Origin of the sequence: Paenibacillus alkaliterrae, from assembly GCF_021532375.1 — a bacterium.
Lineage (GTDB): Bacteria > Bacillota > Bacilli > Paenibacillales > Paenibacillaceae > Pristimantibacillus > Pristimantibacillus alkaliterrae.
Window position 1 is genome coordinate 1 of the sequence record NZ_JAKGAP010000039.1, and the last position, 17,862, is coordinate 17,862.

The 17,862-nt window shown below is 52.0% G+C and carries 16 protein-coding genes; 2 read left to right on the forward strand and 14 right to left on the reverse strand.

The features are described from left to right. The 9 genes from L1N85_RS16265 to L1N85_RS16305 form a co-directional block, all read right to left on the reverse strand. A partial coding sequence (locus L1N85_RS16265; RefSeq protein ID WP_235240134.1) for a hypothetical protein occupies positions 1-1,401 on the reverse strand: 1,401 nt, incomplete at its 3' end. Between the two features lie 20 nt (positions 1,402-1,421). Next, positions 1,422-1,688 carry a hypothetical protein gene (locus L1N85_RS16270; RefSeq protein ID WP_235240135.1) on the reverse strand — a complete coding sequence of 89 codons (267 nt, stop codon included), beginning with the start codon at positions 1,686-1,688 and terminating at the stop codon, positions 1,422-1,424. Next, a complete protein-coding gene (locus tag L1N85_RS16275) occupies positions 1,682-2,119 on the reverse strand; it encodes a heparinase II/III family protein (RefSeq protein ID WP_235240169.1) in 438 nt (145 codons plus the stop codon). Before L1N85_RS16275 ends, L1N85_RS16270 begins: the two co-directional genes overlap by 7 nt. Positions 2,120-2,141: 22 nt before the next feature. Continuing rightward, positions 2,142-2,348, reverse strand: coding sequence for a hypothetical protein (locus L1N85_RS16280; RefSeq protein ID WP_235240172.1), 207 nt, complete (start codon positions 2,346-2,348; stop codon positions 2,142-2,144). 119 nt (positions 2,349-2,467) lie between these two features. After that, entirely contained in the window at positions 2,468-3,874 is a 1,407-nt protein-coding gene (locus L1N85_RS16285) for an ABC transporter substrate-binding protein (RefSeq protein ID WP_235240136.1), read from the reverse strand. A 134-nt stretch (positions 3,875-4,008) separates the two neighbouring features. Next, complete coding sequence (locus L1N85_RS16290; protein ID WP_235240137.1) at positions 4,009-5,643, reverse strand: response regulator transcription factor; 1,635 nt, start codon at positions 5,641-5,643, stop codon at positions 4,009-4,011. Further along, on the reverse strand, positions 5,640-7,403 hold the full coding sequence (locus L1N85_RS16295; protein WP_235240138.1) for a sensor histidine kinase: 1,764 nt from the start codon (positions 7,401-7,403) through the stop codon (positions 5,640-5,642). The genes L1N85_RS16290 and L1N85_RS16295 overlap by 4 nt, the downstream gene beginning before the upstream one ends. A 29-nt stretch (positions 7,404-7,432) precedes the next feature. Then, a complete protein-coding gene (locus L1N85_RS16300) occupies positions 7,433-8,269 on the reverse strand; it encodes a carbohydrate ABC transporter permease (RefSeq protein ID WP_235240139.1) in 837 nt (278 codons plus the stop codon). Between the two features lie 12 nt (positions 8,270-8,281). Beyond that, the gene (locus tag L1N85_RS16305; RefSeq protein ID WP_235240140.1) at positions 8,282-9,172 is read right to left on the reverse strand and encodes a carbohydrate ABC transporter permease; all 891 of its coding nucleotides are present in this window, start codon (positions 9,170-9,172) and stop codon (positions 8,282-8,284) included. A 70-nt stretch (positions 9,173-9,242) separates the two neighbouring features. Between L1N85_RS16305 and L1N85_RS16310 the strand changes: the two genes are divergently transcribed. Then, positions 9,243-9,488 carry a hypothetical protein gene (locus L1N85_RS16310; RefSeq protein ID WP_235240141.1) on the forward strand — a complete coding sequence of 82 codons (246 nt, stop codon included), beginning with the start codon at positions 9,243-9,245 and terminating at the stop codon, positions 9,486-9,488. A 34-nt stretch (positions 9,489-9,522) separates the two neighbouring features. Here L1N85_RS16310 and L1N85_RS16315 read toward each other — a convergent pair whose 3' ends face one another. Both L1N85_RS16315 and L1N85_RS16320 read right to left on the reverse strand, forming a co-directional pair. Next, positions 9,523-9,690 (reverse strand): hypothetical protein, encoded by a 168-nt coding sequence (locus L1N85_RS16315; RefSeq protein WP_235240142.1) that lies wholly within the window; start codon positions 9,688-9,690, stop codon positions 9,523-9,525. Between the two features lie 14 nt (positions 9,691-9,704). Continuing rightward, a complete protein-coding gene (locus L1N85_RS16320; RefSeq protein ID WP_235240143.1) occupies positions 9,705-11,474 on the reverse strand; it encodes a DUF5605 domain-containing protein in 1,770 nt (589 codons plus the stop codon). Between the two features lie 262 nt (positions 11,475-11,736). Here L1N85_RS16320 and L1N85_RS16325 point away from each other — a divergent pair, with 262 nt between their 5' ends. After that, the gene (locus tag L1N85_RS16325; protein WP_235240144.1) at positions 11,737-14,112 is read left to right on the forward strand and encodes an alpha-L-arabinofuranosidase C-terminal domain-containing protein; all 2,376 of its coding nucleotides are present in this window, start codon (positions 11,737-11,739) and stop codon (positions 14,110-14,112) included. 113 nt (positions 14,113-14,225) lie between these two features. On the opposite strand, the gene L1N85_RS16330 is transcribed toward L1N85_RS16325, so the two are convergent. The 3 genes from L1N85_RS16330 to L1N85_RS16340 form a co-directional block, all read right to left on the reverse strand. After that, positions 14,226-15,272 carry an alpha/beta hydrolase gene (locus L1N85_RS16330; RefSeq protein WP_235240145.1) on the reverse strand — a complete coding sequence of 349 codons (1,047 nt, stop codon included), beginning with the start codon at positions 15,270-15,272 and terminating at the stop codon, positions 14,226-14,228. A gap of 84 nt (positions 15,273-15,356) precedes the next feature. Then, a complete protein-coding gene (locus L1N85_RS16335; RefSeq protein ID WP_235240146.1) occupies positions 15,357-16,895 on the reverse strand; it encodes an ABC transporter substrate-binding protein in 1,539 nt (512 codons plus the stop codon). Between the two features lie 84 nt (positions 16,896-16,979). Continuing rightward, positions 16,980-17,858: a carbohydrate ABC transporter permease gene (locus L1N85_RS16340; protein ID WP_235240147.1), complete on the reverse strand. Its 879-nt coding sequence runs from the start codon at positions 17,856-17,858 to the stop codon at positions 16,980-16,982. Positions 17,859-17,862 lie beyond the last annotated feature (4 nt).

A 17,862-nucleotide genomic window follows, 5' to 3' on the forward strand; every position in this document is an offset into this window, starting at 1 on the left:
CGATTCTTCATCTTCCATATAGTCAACGACATTTAATAAAGCGCCCAAGGTCACGCACATGTAATCGGTGCTCAAAAACTCTTCAAAGCCGTATTCCTCTACATCCAGCAGCCACTGTTGAATTCTGTCTTTCGCCGCTTCTCTAACCTCCAGGCCGTTTCGGTCCGACCTTGGAAATCGTTTATCCGGATATTTGTTGCCCGCCATGTATGCGCAAATGTAGAACATGAGCGCGTGATTCTCGCTCCAGAAGCACATGCCGTCCGAACCGTTCTCCGTCATCCAGTACCGGTAGTTCAGAATCGTTTGTTCTGCCTTATCGGCTAAGGCGGCAGGAAGGGAATAAGATTCCATCAGCCGGAGCAGCCCTGCCAGGAAAAAGTCAGAGCAGTCTTCCCTTCTCCCGATCTGATCAAGCGCCCGGTTAATATAAGCCTCATCGTTTATGCCTTTTTCCCCCAAATGCCAGCGCGCCAGCACATAGAACAAGCCAAAGCGCAGCGGCTGAAACGTTGGTTCCGCACCTATGGCGGCAAGCTCATTGAACATAGCCCTTCTAATGTCATCTGTCGATGCTGATTTGCGGTACACGGGCTTTTTGTTATGGAGCAATTCGATTTTGCGGATCAATTTTTTATGATGAATCTCTCCGTAAACGACAGCCACGTCCGCTTCGTTTTTGACATCCGCATAGCTCTTCCCGCTAACGTCGACGCATTCCGTGTCATTGCCCGCGTCATCATAAGTCAGATAGACATTGCAGGGAGCATCATCCGGAAACAATATACGGTTCCCTTTTATCACAATGCCGGAAAGCCAGCGGTCCAGCGCAAGGAACGGCTTCGCGTTTTCAGCGTCAGGGAGTGCCGACGCTATTTTGTCCCTATGCTCCAATAGTTGAATGCCAAATATATTTCTAGTGTCCCGGACGGCCAAGTTCTGCATACGGATCAGCAAATCGTTGCAGCCCTTCTTGAGGGCCAGCTTTATTTCCTTCTTCTTAATCGGCTTGTACACCGGCTCGGTGACAGAACAGATTTTCCGGTCACCCAGCCAGACATCCGCAGCCGTATACGTCCATAGAATCGCCCGGACATCCATGTCTTCTTGGGCGACCAGGCCGGTTGCTGCCAGCAGCTCTACCTTTTGCGGTGTCACCGAGAACTGGCTGACATTCACATAGCCGCTGCCGGGATAGTAATACTCCCATGGGAGACCCAACTCGCTCTGGTCACCGATCCTTATATCATCGGATGGCGCCGGTTTATCCCTCTCAGCAACGATGGATCTTAAATACTGTTCATAGCGTATCTGATTTTTGTCAGTTTTGTCCGCTATAAAATCGGTAAACAGCGGTCCCGATATCAAGTAATGCTTAATAAATCCGCTCATTTCCTCCATGGCTTTCACCTCCGTTATTTTCAATCAGGCATATGGAAACAGGATATATCTCCAGTCCGGCCCATGCTCAGGACGGGACGGCCACGCTCATCGATGCCGACGCTCCACTCCGCCGGCCGCAGCTCACTGCTGCCGCGGCACGGCCTCAGCACTGTAATAAACCAAGCATCTTCCTCCGATGTCAACAGACCCTGAATCACTTTAAGAGGCTGCATCATCATCGGATGGACCGATTCCCAGCTGTCCTCCACGTCCAGCTCCAACGATTCAGGACCAAAAACTAGCATTTCGCACCCCAGCGGCGAAGTACCGCCTGCAAACCGCTGCCTTTCGCGTAAAACTTGGCAGCATGCTCCTCTGCCTGCTTCTCCACCTTCCATTCCAACAGCCTGCTGTGCAGCCGATGCTGGTAGGTATGTTCTCCCGTCCCCGTCAGGCGGTCATAGATAACCCATTCTCCGCTCTCCAGATACCAAGCGGCACGCCTATGCATAATGCCGCGTCCCGCGTACCCGTCATGCTCCGCGCAAATCATCTGTCTTTCGGGCTGCCAAGCAACCAAAGCAACCTGGGCCTCCGGCTTTCCCCACCGCTGCGTCCGCAAATAAGGCGTTTGATCCTGACCGTCTACAAGAATAGTGTTATGCGCAGAAGTGCTTTTGAAATAACGGCGCCAAGGGTTCTCCATATACGTGTAAGTCACCGGATCCACAAACAAAGCTTCGCCGTATGCGCACCATTCAAAGGAAAGCGCATCCGCATGTCCATGAGGCCCGCCAATTGATCGGTGTGCCCATCTCGATCTTGGTATTTTTCCAAATGAAGCTGCTATCCTCGCACCAACGGTTTGCCTCCGCAATCGCTTCCGACGCCTTCTCCGGAAAAAGCCTTTTGAAGCTCTCACCCCACTCGCTTCGTTGCTCGGCACTAAAGAACAAATGATCCATTGAATTCACTCCTCTCAGTTAAGAACAACATCCATATTCACATTCATGAACCGGACGTGTCGGCAGCTTCAAAATAAACAGAGGCTGCCTTACAGGCAGCCTCTCCTTCAACTATACAGCTATTCACCGAGGGAACCCTGAAGGCTCTTGGCGCTGAATGACGGATTTGCCTGAATATTCGTTAGTCCTTCTGCACGAGCCGCTGCGAGCGCCTTTCCGTATCTGGCGTTCAAATCATCAATAGCGGCGTCCAGCTCCTGGTTACCAGTCAATATATATTCGACAAAAACATCGCCGTACTTCTTTCCTTCCAGCTTCGTGTCAGTGATCGACAGAGGAGTTGCCGGATAGATCCCGTCATATTTCGTAGGGAGAAATCCGTCTATTCCTGCCAGCTCAGGCTTGCCTGCCGCCTCGTTGACGTAAGGCAGAACGGATAGTCCAAGCCCCTTCTCCTGGTAGTCCGAACGAAGCTCTGCGTCGTACAAGAATTCCAAAAACTTTACGGCTGCCTCCTGCTTGTCCGATTTGGCGCTGATTCCCACATAACCTCCTGCATTGACCCATGTCACGCCGTTCATTTGTCCGTCCTTCGTAGGTACGAACGTCGATGCCCATTGAATGTCAGTCGGGAATTGCGAGGTGTACACAGCCGGCTCGCTGGAATGGTTCACGTACATCCCGATTTTCCCTTGCGCAAATTGCGCGCGCAGCGGATCGATGTCCAGCGATTCAGCCCCGGGAATCATGCTGCCGTCCGCTTTGATTTGACGGAGCGCCTCCGCAATGTCGCGATACATGCCAAAGTCGAATTCTCCGGTTTGAAAATTATAGCCCTCATGGCTGGTTTCCGAGCCGAGCGAGCCCGATGCAAAAGCCGGACGGGTAAAGCCCGAGCTATTCTTGAAATTGCTTGCAAAACCGTAAACGCCTTCAGCCTTTCCTTGTTCTGTTATTTTCTTGGCGTATTCGACCATCTCATCAAGCGTCTTCGGAGGCTCGGTGTAGCCTGCCTTCCCCATCAAATCCACATTATAGAGCAGCCGCCAAAACTGTCCGTTATTCGGAAGCGTATAGACATGACCGTCCTTTGTATAAATATCTTCAACCAGCAAACCGTCAAACTTCGCCAGGAACTCTTCGCTTAGCAGCGTGTCAAGCTGGGCATAGTAGCCTTTATTCACATAAGTCTGAAAATCGCCGCTCCGGAAAATGTCCGGAGCCTGGTTGCTAGCGAACGCAACCTCCACCGCTTGATTGTAATTATCCGCCATAACCTTCATTTCCACTTCGATATGATCCTGGTTCGTTGCATTAAAGGCATCCACCTGCTGCTGCATATAATCCATATCATGCCGATCCACTGTCCAATAGGCAATTTTCGTTTTAGCTGTCCCGCTTTCGCCCTCCGCCTTGCCTTGCTCCTCATTCGACCCGTTACCCGCCGAGCATGCCGCCAACATTAAAGCTAAGACCAGCAAGCAACACACCGAAAGCGTTTTCTTCGTTATGATTCTATTCTTCATTAGTCATACCTCCCCTTTGTTTGGCAAGCTGTGTACCTCCGGCGTATTCCTTCCGGTTCACCTTGCTGACCTCATTGTAGCACCTAAGGATGCACCGCCAAGAAGGACAAAAACACGATCCTGGGAGGGGAAAATCACTCTGATTCGCCTCCGGGAGCCGCTCCTTCATACTTGCTGCGGAATTCCGACGGCGTAAGCCCTGTATGCTTCTTAAACAGCTCGCTGAAATATGGTCTGTCCCGGTAGCCGAGCTCGAAGGTGATGTCCTGTACCTGCATGCCTTCCAATAACAGCTCCTTCGCCTTCTCCATTCGCGCTGACGTAACGTACTGCATGAACGTCATTCCCGTTTCCTTCTTGAACAAATTAGAGAAATAGCTTGGGCTCAAATGAACGACTTTCGCGCATTCCTGCACCGTGAGGTCGTTGCCCAGCCGTCCGCTCACATAATTCAGTGCCTGGTGTATCAATTGGCCAACATCGTTCTTCTGGCGCTTGTGCAGCCAGTCGCTGCCGGTTAGCCCGAGCTCCTTCACATCCCTTATCAGTTCAGAAGTGGACAGATAGCGCCCCTTCTTCATCGCGCTCAAACGCTCATCCAGCCACATACGCTGCCCCGGTTCGGCTTTCTCGGCAATGACGCGGTACATGGAGAAAGCCAGCCCGTAGAAAAGATTCGCCATAACATCGGGGTCGGGCAGTGCCGGATAGCTAAGGCATTCCTCGGAGATGCTTTCAAGCAGCCGCTCCGTCCCCTCCCTATTGCCCGACCGGAGGCAGTACAGCAGCTCCGTCTCCTTGTCCGGGGAATAATGAGGTGTAATATGGCCCTGCCGCTCTATATCGCTATAGAAAATAATACAGCCGCCTCCGGAATAAAACTGGTAGCTGAGCGCCGTCTTGGCTTGCTCATAAGAAAGCGCGATCCTCGCAATCCCCTCCACCCTGCTGCCCACGCCAATCGAAATATCCCGCTTTGCATACTGATTGACATTGTGCCTACAGGCTTCTGCCAGAGCAAGCACGTCAACTCCTTCATCCGGATTCAGCACAATGACGAACTGTCCCAAATGCTCGCGGAACACAATTCCCTTCGCCTGCTTCTTAATGGTTTCCTCCATTATATTTTGAACGGCAAACCGGCTTAGCTCCACTTCGCGTACGGGTAAATACGAACGCTCATGCATTAACTCGTCAATTTGCACGGACATGGCAACAAATCCGCTGGTTCCCATATCGATCCCGAGAAAACCCCATTTGTCATAAGCCCGCTCAGGCTGCTCGTCATGGCGGATCAGAAGGCGGAAGTACTCCTGGCGCAAATATGGAAGACTCTCCCTCAGCTTCCTCTCAAGCACCATCCGGTTCAGCCGGTCCAGCCTTTGCGACTCAATATGGGCTTTGGCCCGCAGCACCACTTCTACAATTTGCTGCTTCGTGAACGGTTTTAGCAAATAATCGAAAGCGTCCAGCCTCACGGATTCCTGAGCATATGCAAAATCGGAATATCCGCTGAAGAAAATAACCTTGGGCGCATGCTCCCCGCTCTCCTTCAGCTCGCGGACCATATCGATTCCGCTGCTCATCGGCATGCGAATATCGGTGAGCACGATATCGGGATTTTTTTCGCGGATCAGACTGAGACCCTCCTGGCCGTTTGTGGCAGTGCCCGCGATTTCTATTCCGTGCTCCTCCCAAGGGATCATCTTCAGAATACCGTCTATCACCGTTTTCACATCATCTACGATGCACATCTTAATCCCGTTCATTCGTTCATCACCTCTTGTATAGGAATGTTCAGCTTAACGGCCGTTTGCACGCCAGGCTCGCTTTCCAGCTTCATAGAAGCTTTGTTACCGTAATAGAGCGAGAGTCTGGCACGCACATTGGAAAGAGCATAGCTCGTACGCTCCGTCTCCGGCCCGTTCAGCATCATTTGGAGGCGGTTTGCATCCATCCCGATGCCGTTATCAGTCACGGTCAGCGTCAGTAATCCGTCTGCCGAGTCAGCCTTTATCCTGATCTGCCCCCGGTGAGGCAGCTCCTGAAAGCCATGCAAAATCGAATTTTCCACGAGCGGCTGCAGCAGAAGTTTGAGCACCGGTATATTCATCAGCTTCTCATCAACCGCGGTTATTTCATATTGAAACAAATCGGGGTAGCACATCGACTGTAAATTTAAATATTGCGCAACATGCTCGAGCTCCTGCCGGAGCGTTGTAATCTCTCTGCCATTGTTAAGCCCCAGCCGGAACAGCTGCGAAAGCGAGACAATCATCCCGCTGACGGCTTGATGCTCTTCCATTTCGCTTTTCCAATAAATCGTATTTAACGTGTTGTACAGAAAATGGGGATCGATCTGCGCCTGCAGCGCTTTGATCTCCGATTTTCGTTTCTCCTGCTCGGACGCTTTGACCTCTTCTATTAATTCACCGATCTGCTGAAGCATCCGGTTGAACTTGTGGCCGACTTGACTGATCTCGTCTTCAAACGCGCTCTCGAACCGTACGTCAAGATGGTTACGCTCAACCTTTAACATGAGGTTGCGCAGATTGAACAGCGGCTTAAGAAGGAGCTCCGACAGCATACTGGACATGACCAATGCCAGCACGACGCAGACGCCCATAATCGTTAGAATCGTCCAGCGCATATGCTGGACGGGGGCCAGCAGCTTAGACTTGGATTGATAGCCGATGAGCACCCAGTCGGAATTCATGCCGAGCGTCGCATAGTTGACCAAATAGGGGTTGCCGCTTTCCGATACGTATTCAAAGTGGCCCCTGTCGCTGCTGCCGATCTTTTCGTACAGTTGCGTACCACTCCCCGGCATGGCGGGCACAGAGGAGAATACCGCCCGGTTGCTTCGGTCAACGACGAGCTGCCTGAGGCTGCCCTCCTGCAAATGAGCCTGTATCAGCTCTTGCAAGTGATCTTCCCGGATATTAACGATGACATAAACATCCGGCAGCGTCATATCGAATAAAGGCTTAATGATCAAAGATATAACCGGATTTCCCCTGTTGAACAGTTCCTCATCATGCCCCCGCACCCACAGCGTGCTCCACCGATTCTGCGTATCCATAATCAAAGCATTTAACGAAGTTTCAACGAAATCGACCGTGCTTCGTCTGCTCTCTGTTGGATAAAAATCGCCAATGGGCGTATGCACCAATACCGAGTCGATCGACTGATCGGCAAGCATCATTTGAGCAAAAGGTGTTTGCAGCTGCGAGAGCCTCTTATAGTAATCCTGGCCGTTAAGTGCCTGTACATCCCGCATCGTGCTCTGAAACGGCTCTCCCATCATGAGCGTGGAGATCGATACGACGATATTGCGCAAGCGCTCATCGAACACCTGCGCCGTTTTGCTCAACGTATCCTGACTCGTCTTGGTTGCCTGTGTTTCCATTTCACGAGAAAAAAACACGGAAACATAAGTTCCCGTGACTGAAATACAAACGACGGTCAGTAGAACGAATGAGACCCAAAGCCGTTTTTTTAGCGACATCTTTCTCAATAAACGTTTCATGTTGTCCATCGCCTCAATATATGAAATTATCAGCCCTTGACGGAGCCGACCGTTACCTGCATGAAAGAGCGGTTTGCGAAAAGATATACAATAAGAAGAGGTAATATAGAGATACATGCGCCGGCAAGCATCAGTTGATTTTCCACAGCCGCCCCCGCCCCGTATCTCAGGTTAGCCAAGCCTACAGGGAGCGTTTGCAAATCCGGCCTCGACAGCGAGAAAACAAGCGGCAGGATGTATTCGTTCCATGCGTTTCGGAAGGTGAACAGCGCTACGACAGCGAGCGCAGGCCTGAGAAGAGGTAAAATGATCCTCCAGAAGGTGGAATAGAAATTGCAGCCGTCAATGAGCGCAGCTTCATCCAAATCCTTCGGAATGCCTCGGAAAAAGCCGATGACCATGAAGAACGCGGTAGCATGAGCGCTAATGATAATGATTATGACACCCCATAATGATTTCTGCAAACCGATCGACACCATCAGATCGAATTGCGGCCGCAGCACGACGGCTCCGATGGATATGAACAGTGTAAACGACTGGAGAAAAATGAACAGCTTCTTTCCCTTAAAGGCAACGCGGTCAACAGCATAAGCCGCCATAGAAGATACGAGCAATGTGCCGACCGTTGCGAACACGGCTACATAGAGGCTGTTAAACGTAAAGCCGGAAAAATCAGCTTGATTCCATGCTTGCACATAATTCTGGAATTGCCACTTTAAAGGGAGAAGCGTCGCTCCCGTCGTCAACTCCAGATTCGTCTTGAAAGAGCCCAGCAGCGCAATTATGATCGGAAACAGCATCAACGCCGCCGTGACCAACAGCAGAAGCCATACCGGCGTTCTGATCAGCATTTTACGAATAGTCATGTTTCTTCCCCCTTAATAAACGTTGTTCAGCTTTTTCGACAGCCAGAAATAAAGCCAGGTGACCAAACCGACGATGATGGCAGTCGTGAAGCCGACTGCGCTGCCGTACCCGATGTTCTGAACGGATGTACCCGTCGTTGTCAGCGGAAAAAAGAGCTTATACAGGTACAAGTACATGACTTCCGTTTTGCCGAAAGGGCCGCCTTCCGTCAATACCATAATGCTCTCATAGCCTTTAAGAGAGGTCGTGATGGCCAGCATGATGATCATCTGCAGCACAGGCCCCAGCATCGGAATCGTAATATACCACAGGCGCTGGGCTGGGTTCACACCGTCCAGCGAAGCCGCTTCATAGACGTCTTCCGGGATACTCTGGAGCCCGGCAATGAAGAGCAGCATATAGTTGCCTATGGCTCCCCAAACAGCGATTATTACAATAGTCAGCATCGCATAAGCTGCTCCGAGCCAGTCGATGGGTCCGGATACGATATTCAGCTTTAACAGATATTGATTGATAATGCCGTTGTAAGAGTTAAACACAATATAAAATACGATGGACATGACCGATGCGCTGAAGATCGTCGGAAGAAAAAATATCGCCCTGAAGGCATGCCGCCCGCGCAGCTTGCGGTTCAGTATAACAGCCAAAATAAGTGATAATGGCAGCGTAATGATTAGCTTTCCGCCCGCATACACGAAGGTGTTCACAACGGACTGCCAGAACTCGGTATCCCGGGCGACCCTGGCAAAATTGTCGAGCCCGATAAATTTCGGAGTACCGTAGCCCTGATAATCGTAGAACATATATCGAAGGGCCCATATTACCGGATATATGCCGAGAGCCATTGTCAGAAAAAAACTGGGGAAGCTGAACAAAAAAGCTCCGATTCGATTTTTATGCATGCTTTCATCTCCTCCCGTCTTGTAGCTTCATTGTATAGGATGCCGCTAGGCATCCGGGATGGGGCAATCAATGAAGCTGGGGGGACGAAACCACTATTGTCCTCTTATTGCTCTCCCAATTAGGTTTCTTGAAAAACGAAAAAACCGACTTTTAGCCATTCCTACAGTTTCCGCAATCGGTCGTCGGCCTGTTATTAGACCTCTGGATGATGGAATTATGGCGATTCCGTTACCTCCAGAAGATCGTGATGAAGCCCACAAGGAAATGCGTGAATTTATACGTCGCAATAAAGAAAAAGAAAAACTATCAAAATAAACGTTTTGACCGAATATATAAAAAAGCCCGCAGATTAATTGCGGGCTTTTTTATTAACCTCTGCTGTCATCACATAAAAATGTGTATCGAGAACGACATTAACGAACTCCTCTTCTCTCATGAAGTCCTTCCACTCACGAAGCTCTGATATAGGCTCATTGAGGTTCTCAATGCCCAGGTTTACACCTTTAATTTGTTTCATTTGTGTTCTCCAATTCATTCGTATTTCGTGTCAACCTTCGTGAGTCTCACCGCCATGTACGGTTTCCCCGGAAGCTGGACCCGGAAAGAACCCTCATAAGTACCCGGGAGCTTCTCGGTCGTCATGCTCCACGTATCGATCACTTCGGCCTGGTACCGGATTCCCGGCTTGCGGTTGAAATTCCGGAAACGAGGCTGGTTGAAGCCGAAATAATACAGATAGTATTCATCCTTGATTCCCGCGCACGGCACGTCCCAGTCCGAAGGCAGCGGATTGAGCACGCCTCCTGGGCTTTCTTCCGTAATTCTGCGAAGAAAAGCAATCCGCTGCGGACTCGTTCCCCTTAATTTGCCGCCCTTGGACCACCATAAAATGTCTTCCTCATTGAGATAGGTTTCGCCATGACCGACGTATCCCCCCCGAACCGCGCCTTCCCAGAAACGGCGGGTCATCTCTTCCCCGCTGATGTTGCCCCAGCCTTGATCAATATCCCCCTCGTACGCGCACTCGTCGATCACGATGGGCTTTTTCCATTGCTCGCGCCATTCGTTCGTTGCCTCTGAGGTTTTGTAGACGTCAATGCGCTGGATGCTGCAATGCGTGACCCACGGCTTGCTATAATCGAAAAAGCTTAGACAATTATGGTTCGAAATGAGGTGGCCGGCCGGGTCGTTTTCTGTGACGATGTTCGCAAACCGCTCCCAGTCATCCTCGTCCTTGGACCACATGAGATCATACTCATTGGCCAGCGACCACCACACGTTGCGGTATGCGGAAAGCCGTGCCGTGATATAGCGAAGATAACGGTCGTCCGCCGCCGGGGGCATTTCCGAATAACCCCAGCGGTCGTAAGGATGAAACAGGATGAGGTCCGCCTCGATGCCCAGCTTGCCCAAATCGGCGATCCGGTTCTCGAGGTGCCGGAAGAATGCCGGACTCAGCCGGTTGTAATCCCAGCCACCCGCTAAGGATCCTTCGAAGGGATAATAGACCGGTTCGTTCTCGTTGAACAGGTACGATTTCGGAAACACGCACATCCTCATCTTGTTGAACGGGGACGCTTTCAACGTTTCGAGCGTCTGTTCCTCCAGCTCGTCCCCTTGGTGAATCCAGGCGTAACAGGTTGTCCCTACGGGAATGTAAGATGTTCCGTCTGCGTAGGCAAAATGGTAAGTATCCTTCACGCGCAGAGGACCGCGGTTGCCGGGGGAGGGCTCGACGCTCCGGAAGACGCCTTCAATCCCGTCGAGCGACCGCGCATTGCTGAATGTCCTAAACGTCCAGTCCCCCTGGATATCCGGCATGAACCGAATGCGGTAAATCCCGTCGCCATCGTAGAACCCTCCCATGCGAACGGTCTTGTCTCCGGAACAGAACTCGGCATGAAGGGAAACCTCCGTGAAGGGATTGCCGTGGCTCGGACCTCGAAGCTCGATTTCGTAAACGCCCCATTGTTCGGCCTGTGCAGGCGCCTGAACGAAAGCGGAAGCGGATGGGACACCGGCAGCTTCGTAATCGGCGGACGGAATCCATTCCGGTTCCGGCGTTCCGTTTGACCGATCGTACGGTACATCAGCCAATTCGGACAGCGTTTCCGCAATCCAATCCGGCTGTGACAGCTCTTCTTGATTGAAACGGTAGTATTGCTCCAGGGACAGGCTCTTGAAGAGGGAAGCGATATGCGGCGCTGCCGTGTGCAATGCCGGTATCCGGCGCACGATAATTTCACGGGACATTTCGTTTTTGTATATCGTGCCGATGCGGGTCTTTTCGGTAAAGGTCATGTTCATTTATCTCCCTACTGTATTGGTTTTTGCCTTCCTCTGATTAATTGGTCTCTATACTGTTGCTCTGATCTCATTCTAAAGAAATGTCCTGCAGAATACCCACCAATAAAACGACTTTCCGCTTTCGATAATCTGACTTCCGCCCGCATTTCGGAATGTCGTCAAAACACAAACGCAATGTCGTCATATTGAAAGCTTGGAAGAACGTTCTGTTTTATAATGGTAGCAGTTTTGGATATCCGAAAAGGGGTGCCTGCTCATGCGCAAATCAGCTACAGTAACCGTTCACGCGGACCAGATCCGTTTTCCCGTAAGCCCGACCTTATATGGGCTATTTTTCGAAGAAATCAGCCATGCCGGAGACGGCGGAATCTATGCGGAGCTGATCCGAAACCGGTCTTTCGAAGATACGTTGGTTCCGGACAGATGCCATGTCGAAGATTGCATGCTTCATTCTCCGGCCGGCTGGGTTTCGCCTTTTGACCATAGCGACCCCATTCCCGGCTGGATTATGCAGATGACAGAGGGATGCGAAGCTGAAATCAAACTCGACGACGCGTTTCCGCTAAACGAAACGAATCCGCTTTCCCTGAAGGTTGAGGCGGCGTCCGTCCCGCACGGCAGAGTGTCCGTCTGCAATACCGGGTTTTGGGGTATTCCCGTCCGATCCGGGGAGACGTACAACCTTTCGTTCTATGCGAAGAAAACCGACGGATTCCAGGGAGAACTAGAGATCACCCTGGAAGACCGGTCGGGAAACCTTTATGCCTCCAGTTCGGTTACCTTAACCTCCAGTGAATGGCGGAAGTATGAATTGACGCTGGTAAGCGACCGGGATGAGTCCGAGGCGATGCTCGCGTTCTCTTCCCGGTCAGCGGGAACGTTCTGGTTGGAGCTCGTTTCCTTGTTCCCCCGGGCCACGTTCCTTCACAGAAAGAACGGGCTGCGTCCCGATTTGGTCGGCATGCTTCAGCAGCTAAAACCTTCCTTCCTGCGGTTCCCCGGAGGCTGTTTCGTGGAAGGGTTCTCCGTCGAAACCGCATACAGGTGGAAGAAAACGATAGGAGACATTTCCGAAAGGACCTCCCATTGGACGCTGTGGCATTACCGCACGACGAACGGCCTCGGTTATCACGAATATCTTCAAATGGCCGAAGATATGGGACTCTACATGATGTTTGTGGTGAATTGCGGGCTGACATGCCAGGGCAGGCCCGGTGAACTGATCCCGATGGAGGAGCTGGGCGAATGGGTGCAGGATATGCTCGACGCCATCGAATACGCGAACGGGCCGGTCACCGGCTATTGGGGCTCCTTACGTGCCAAGAATGGGCATCCCGAACCTTTCGGACTGAAATACCTGGAAATCGGAAACGAAAATTTCGGACCCGAATATAACCGAAGATACCAGGTTTTCTATGAAGCTGTAAAAGAGAAATATCCGGAAATCGTGACCATTTGGAACACGCATTGGGAAGTAGGAACGGAGACGAAGGATCTGCCGGTTGAGATCGTGGATGAGCACTTCTACGCGGATAACGATTTTTATCAGCAATATCATGACATGTATGACCATTATGACCGAAACGGACCGAAGATTTATGTCGGGGAATATGCGATGATCGCGGGCAACAAGAGCGGTACTCTGCTCGGGGCTCTCAGCGAAGCGGCTTTTATGACCGGCATGGAAAGAAATCAGGATTTGGTCACCATGTCGTCGTATGCCCCGCTATTCGCGAATATTCATCATACCGTCTGGGATCCCAGCCTGATCTATTTCGACGGAACGAAAGTGTACGGTACGCCTTCCTTTCACATTCAGAAAATGTTCGGCGAGCATCGCGGAGAGCTCGTAGTAGACAGCCATGTCACATCCGAAAGCCGTTCGGCCGACCTGTACGGAGGCTTGGGCGCCATGGAGAAGGAGCTTGACAGGATCCGGGACCTCGTTGTAAAGCGCGGCGGCGAAACCCTGCTTCGCCTCGATCACTTAACCGGCAGTCCGCAGCAATGCCGGGAGTTCCATGGCACACTGTGGATCGGCGACCCTTCCTGGCGCCAGTATGACGTTTCCGCCAAAGTGATACTAGGTTCGGAAGGGATACGGCTTCGCTTGTTAGACCGACATCAGCCATGGGACAAGCAGAACTATCTCCTTTGGGAATTGGATCCGGATGGAGAAAGCCGTCTAGTCCGCATCGTCGGCTGGTCCCGCGTCAAATTGGCGCCCAACCGAAAAACCGCCGTTCACCCCTCGGATTGGCAGCACATGCAGGTGACTATCGTCGAGGACGCCGTACAGTGTTTCCTGAACGGCGAGCTCATTCACGAGTACCGGCCGGCGCCGATTCCGTTTCTGACATCCGTTTCGACTTTGGACCGCACAGCAGGCGAACTAATTATCAAGCTGGTCAATCCTTCCCCTTATCTATTGGAGACGGAGATCCATATTCACGGCGCGGGAAACGTTCCGGTGCAAGGCAGACAAACGATACTGACCTCCAGGAATCCGGAGGACGCGAATACGATCGACCGGCCAGAATCGGTGTCGCCCAAGGTTTCGGATTTCAGATGCGATGACGGCGTTTATCCGATTCCGCCTTACGCCGCCGCAATCCTCCGTATCAAAATATAAGACCCCGGAGAAAATAATTTTTTACAAAAAACACCCCGCGATCAGAGGATCGCGGGGTGTTTACCCTTAGCCGTTCAACTTCTGCAAGTGACATGAGAGCATCTTCATATGAATTAACTGCTTTTGAACATCTCCCGGATGCCTGCCGCGATTTCCTTCATGCAGTCCTCCGCCTGCGGATACAGTCCGAGTTTATCCATGAAGCCATGATCCATACCATTGTAACGGATCATTTGCGCTGGGACGCCCGACCGGACCAGCTTGCGGCCGTACGCCTCACCCTCCAGGCGAAGATAGTCGTATTCGGCTTCGACGATCAGAGCTGGCGGCAGGCCGCTTAGATCGGCGGCAAGCAGCGGCGACACATACGGATCGGAAACCTCGGCATTTCCCTGCAAATACAACGTATCCAGCTTAGCCCCGCCCAAAGCTTGCACGATGCCGCGGATCAGCTCGTGATGGTGGTTGATCTCGTATTCGTCAATCCTCCACTTGAAATCGTCGGTCTCCACGCCGGCCATGTTGACCGTCGGATAGATCAGCGCCTGGTACTTGATCATACCGGCAGCCAAGTCGCGGTCCATGATCGCGCAAACGGCTGCCAGATTTCCTCCGGCGCTGTCTCCCGCAACCGAGATCCGCTCCCGGTCAACCTGAATCTCTTCCGCGTTCTCGTAGACCCACTTCACCGCGTCAAAGCAATCGTGAAGTCCCGCCGGGAAAGGATGCTCAGGAGCCAGCCGGTAATCGACGTTAACGACTACCGCGCCCGCCTGTTCGGCGAGATATTTGCATGGGTTCTCCACGGCATGAATCGTGCCGCCGATAAATCCGCCGCCATGAAAGAAAACGACGACCGGTTTCGGACCGCCGATATCCGGGGTATAAATGCGTACTGTGATGTCTCCGCCGCGACCCGGAATCTGCTTCTCGCTCATTCCCACATTCGTCGTCGTGATGTCCAAATTTGGCCAGCCCATCATCGCCCTCACCTGTTCAATCGGGAAGGCGCCGACGTCGCCGTCCTTCGCCTCCAGCTTCGGGAACGAAGCGAACTTCTTCATCTGCTCCAGCGTCACTTCCAGCACCCGGGGATCGAGATCCCCGGCGACATCGGAATCCGGTACTTTTTTTACCTCAATCATAAGCGACATCATCATCCATCCTCCCCGTTTTGAAAGAATCCCTTCCCCGAAACAGCGTTTCGAAGAAGGGAGCCTGCACTTGCTTATCCTTATATCCGGTTATTGCACGTTGTTTTCTATCGCCCACTGATCCAGCTGCTTCTGCTTCTCGGCAATGATCTTGTCGAGGCCGGCAGCCTTCAGCTTGCTGATGAATTCATCCAGCTTGGCGGGATCGATCGTCCCCGACTCCAGACCAGCCTTGTACTGGTTGTTTACGTTGGCTACCGCGGCGACTTCGGTCTTCACAGGGGAAGAATCGAACGAGAAGCCGAGCGCTTTGGAGAAGTTTGCCGACTTGTTGAACGCCTTCGTCTGCTCCCAAAGATCGGGCGCCGTGCCTTCCCATACTTTAGCCAGCGCGTTGTTGCCGACTTGCCATTGGTTGAAGACGTAGTTGCTTGCGACTTCCGGAGCTTTGATCTGTCCATTGCCGGCATCTACGTAATGCTTGCCTTCGATGCCGTTGGCGATCAGGTTGGCGATATCCTTGTCGGTATAGAGCAGGTTCAGCAGCTGTGCTGCGCGATCCGGATCCTGTGTATTTTTCGGGATCGACATCATGAATGCCGTGCCGGAGTCGGAAGTGGAAATCGGATTCGTGAGACGGGCAGCTACCATTTCATAATTGTTAAGCGTTTTCTCCTGGGCTTCGAAGCCCGGTTTCATGTTGGACAGGTAGCTGAAGCCTTTGCCCGCTTTCACCAGGCTGTTATTGCCTTCCTGCGTCGTTGCGGCATCCGGCATGATATAGCCGGCTTGGTACCATTTGCGGGCGAGCTGCAGAGCGTCCTTATACATTTGCTGTTCGTAGAGGTTCACGACTTTCAGATCCTGATTGTCCATCACCAGGATACCTGGCGTATCGCCCAACGAATCAATGTAACCGCGCACGATTTCACTAGCAATCGTCAAAGCTTGGGAACGCTGAACAAGCGGATACATCCCCGGCTCGTTCTCTTTGATCTTCTGGAAGATCGGATCGAGATCCGCAAACGTCTTGACATTATCGAACGTCAGGCTGTGCTTGTCCATCAGGTCTTTTCTGGCCACGATGCCCCAGTCGGTCGCCGTATCGCGTACACTCGGCACGCCGTAGCTCTTGCCGCCGACTTTCGTTGCGTTGAAGATAGCCAGTTCCATCGTGTCTTTAATGGCCGGACCGTGTTCCTCCACAAGCTCGTCGATCGGCAGCAGCTGTCCTTTGGCTACCTGCGAGCTGAAGTTGAAGAAAGAAGAAGTGACAAGCAGGTCTACCGGCTCATTGCCTGCGAGCAGCAGGTTGACTTGCTGTACCCACGCGCCGATGTCGATCGGCATCAACTTAACCGTTGCGTTAATTTTTTCTTTGGTGATTTTGCTGATTTCTTCCTGAACGAGAGCGACTTCATTCATATTCCCGATTCCGATGAACGCTACTGTCAACTCCATTTCTTTCTCGTTGGCAGCGGAATTGGCTGCTGCGCCGTCATTGCCAGCCGGCTCCGAAGTACCGGCATTATTGCCCGAATTGTTCGATGTTGAGCAAGCGGAAACGAGCAGTGTCATGATCAGCAGTACGGAGAGCAGAAGCGTTAAGGCTTTCGACTTTCTTGGCATGTATTTTCCCCCTAGATTATGTTGGCACTGCACGGCAATCTATACCAACCGGGCGCGAAGGTCCGGGACTGGCTTATCCTGGCATTAACCCTTGACCGCTCCGATAGTGAGGCCTTTGACGAAATATTTCTGGAAGAACGGATAAATCAGGATCAGCGGCAGAATCCCGATGACGGCCATGGCCATCCGGACGGAGTTCATCGGCGGGTTGGCCGACATCTGCTGGCCGCCTAGATTGTTCTGCTGGAGGAACTGGATGTTAACCAGCATCCGGTTGAGCAGGTTCTGGATACTGAACAGATTCGGCTCCGTGATATAGATCAATCCGTTGAACCAATCGTTCCAGTAGTTGATCGTCAGCATGAGGCCGATCGTCGCCAGAATCGGCAGCGACAGCGGCAGTACCATACTGTAGAAAATCTTAAACTCCGAAGCTCCGTCGATATAAGCCGACTCGATAATCTGAACCGGAATCGAATTGGCGAAAAAAGTCCGGATCAGCAGGATGAAGAAGCCGTTGGTGAGCAGCCCGGGAATAATCAGGGCCATCAGCGTGTTCTTCATGTGGAAAACTTCGGTATAAATCAGGTATGTCGGCACCAGGCCTCCGTTAAACAGAAGCGTGAAGAACACCAGAAAACTTAGCATGCTGTTAAGCGGCAAGTCCCGCCGGGATAACGGATACGCGAGCAGGGCGCTGATCAGCAGGCCGACGAAGGTGCCGACGATCGTGATCAGGATGGTGATCCCGTAGGAGTTAAACATCGCCGCCTTCTGGATCCAGAGGTACGAATAAGCTTCCAGGCTGAACTCGCTCGGCCAGAACGAATATCCGTTGCTGATGATCGCGCTTTCCTCCGTGATCGAGGACATGATGAGAAGCACGAATGGAAACAGGCACAGGGCGACAAGAATGATGAATATGGCATGGACGACGGGCTGGTACATATCGTTGGTTTTCATAGTC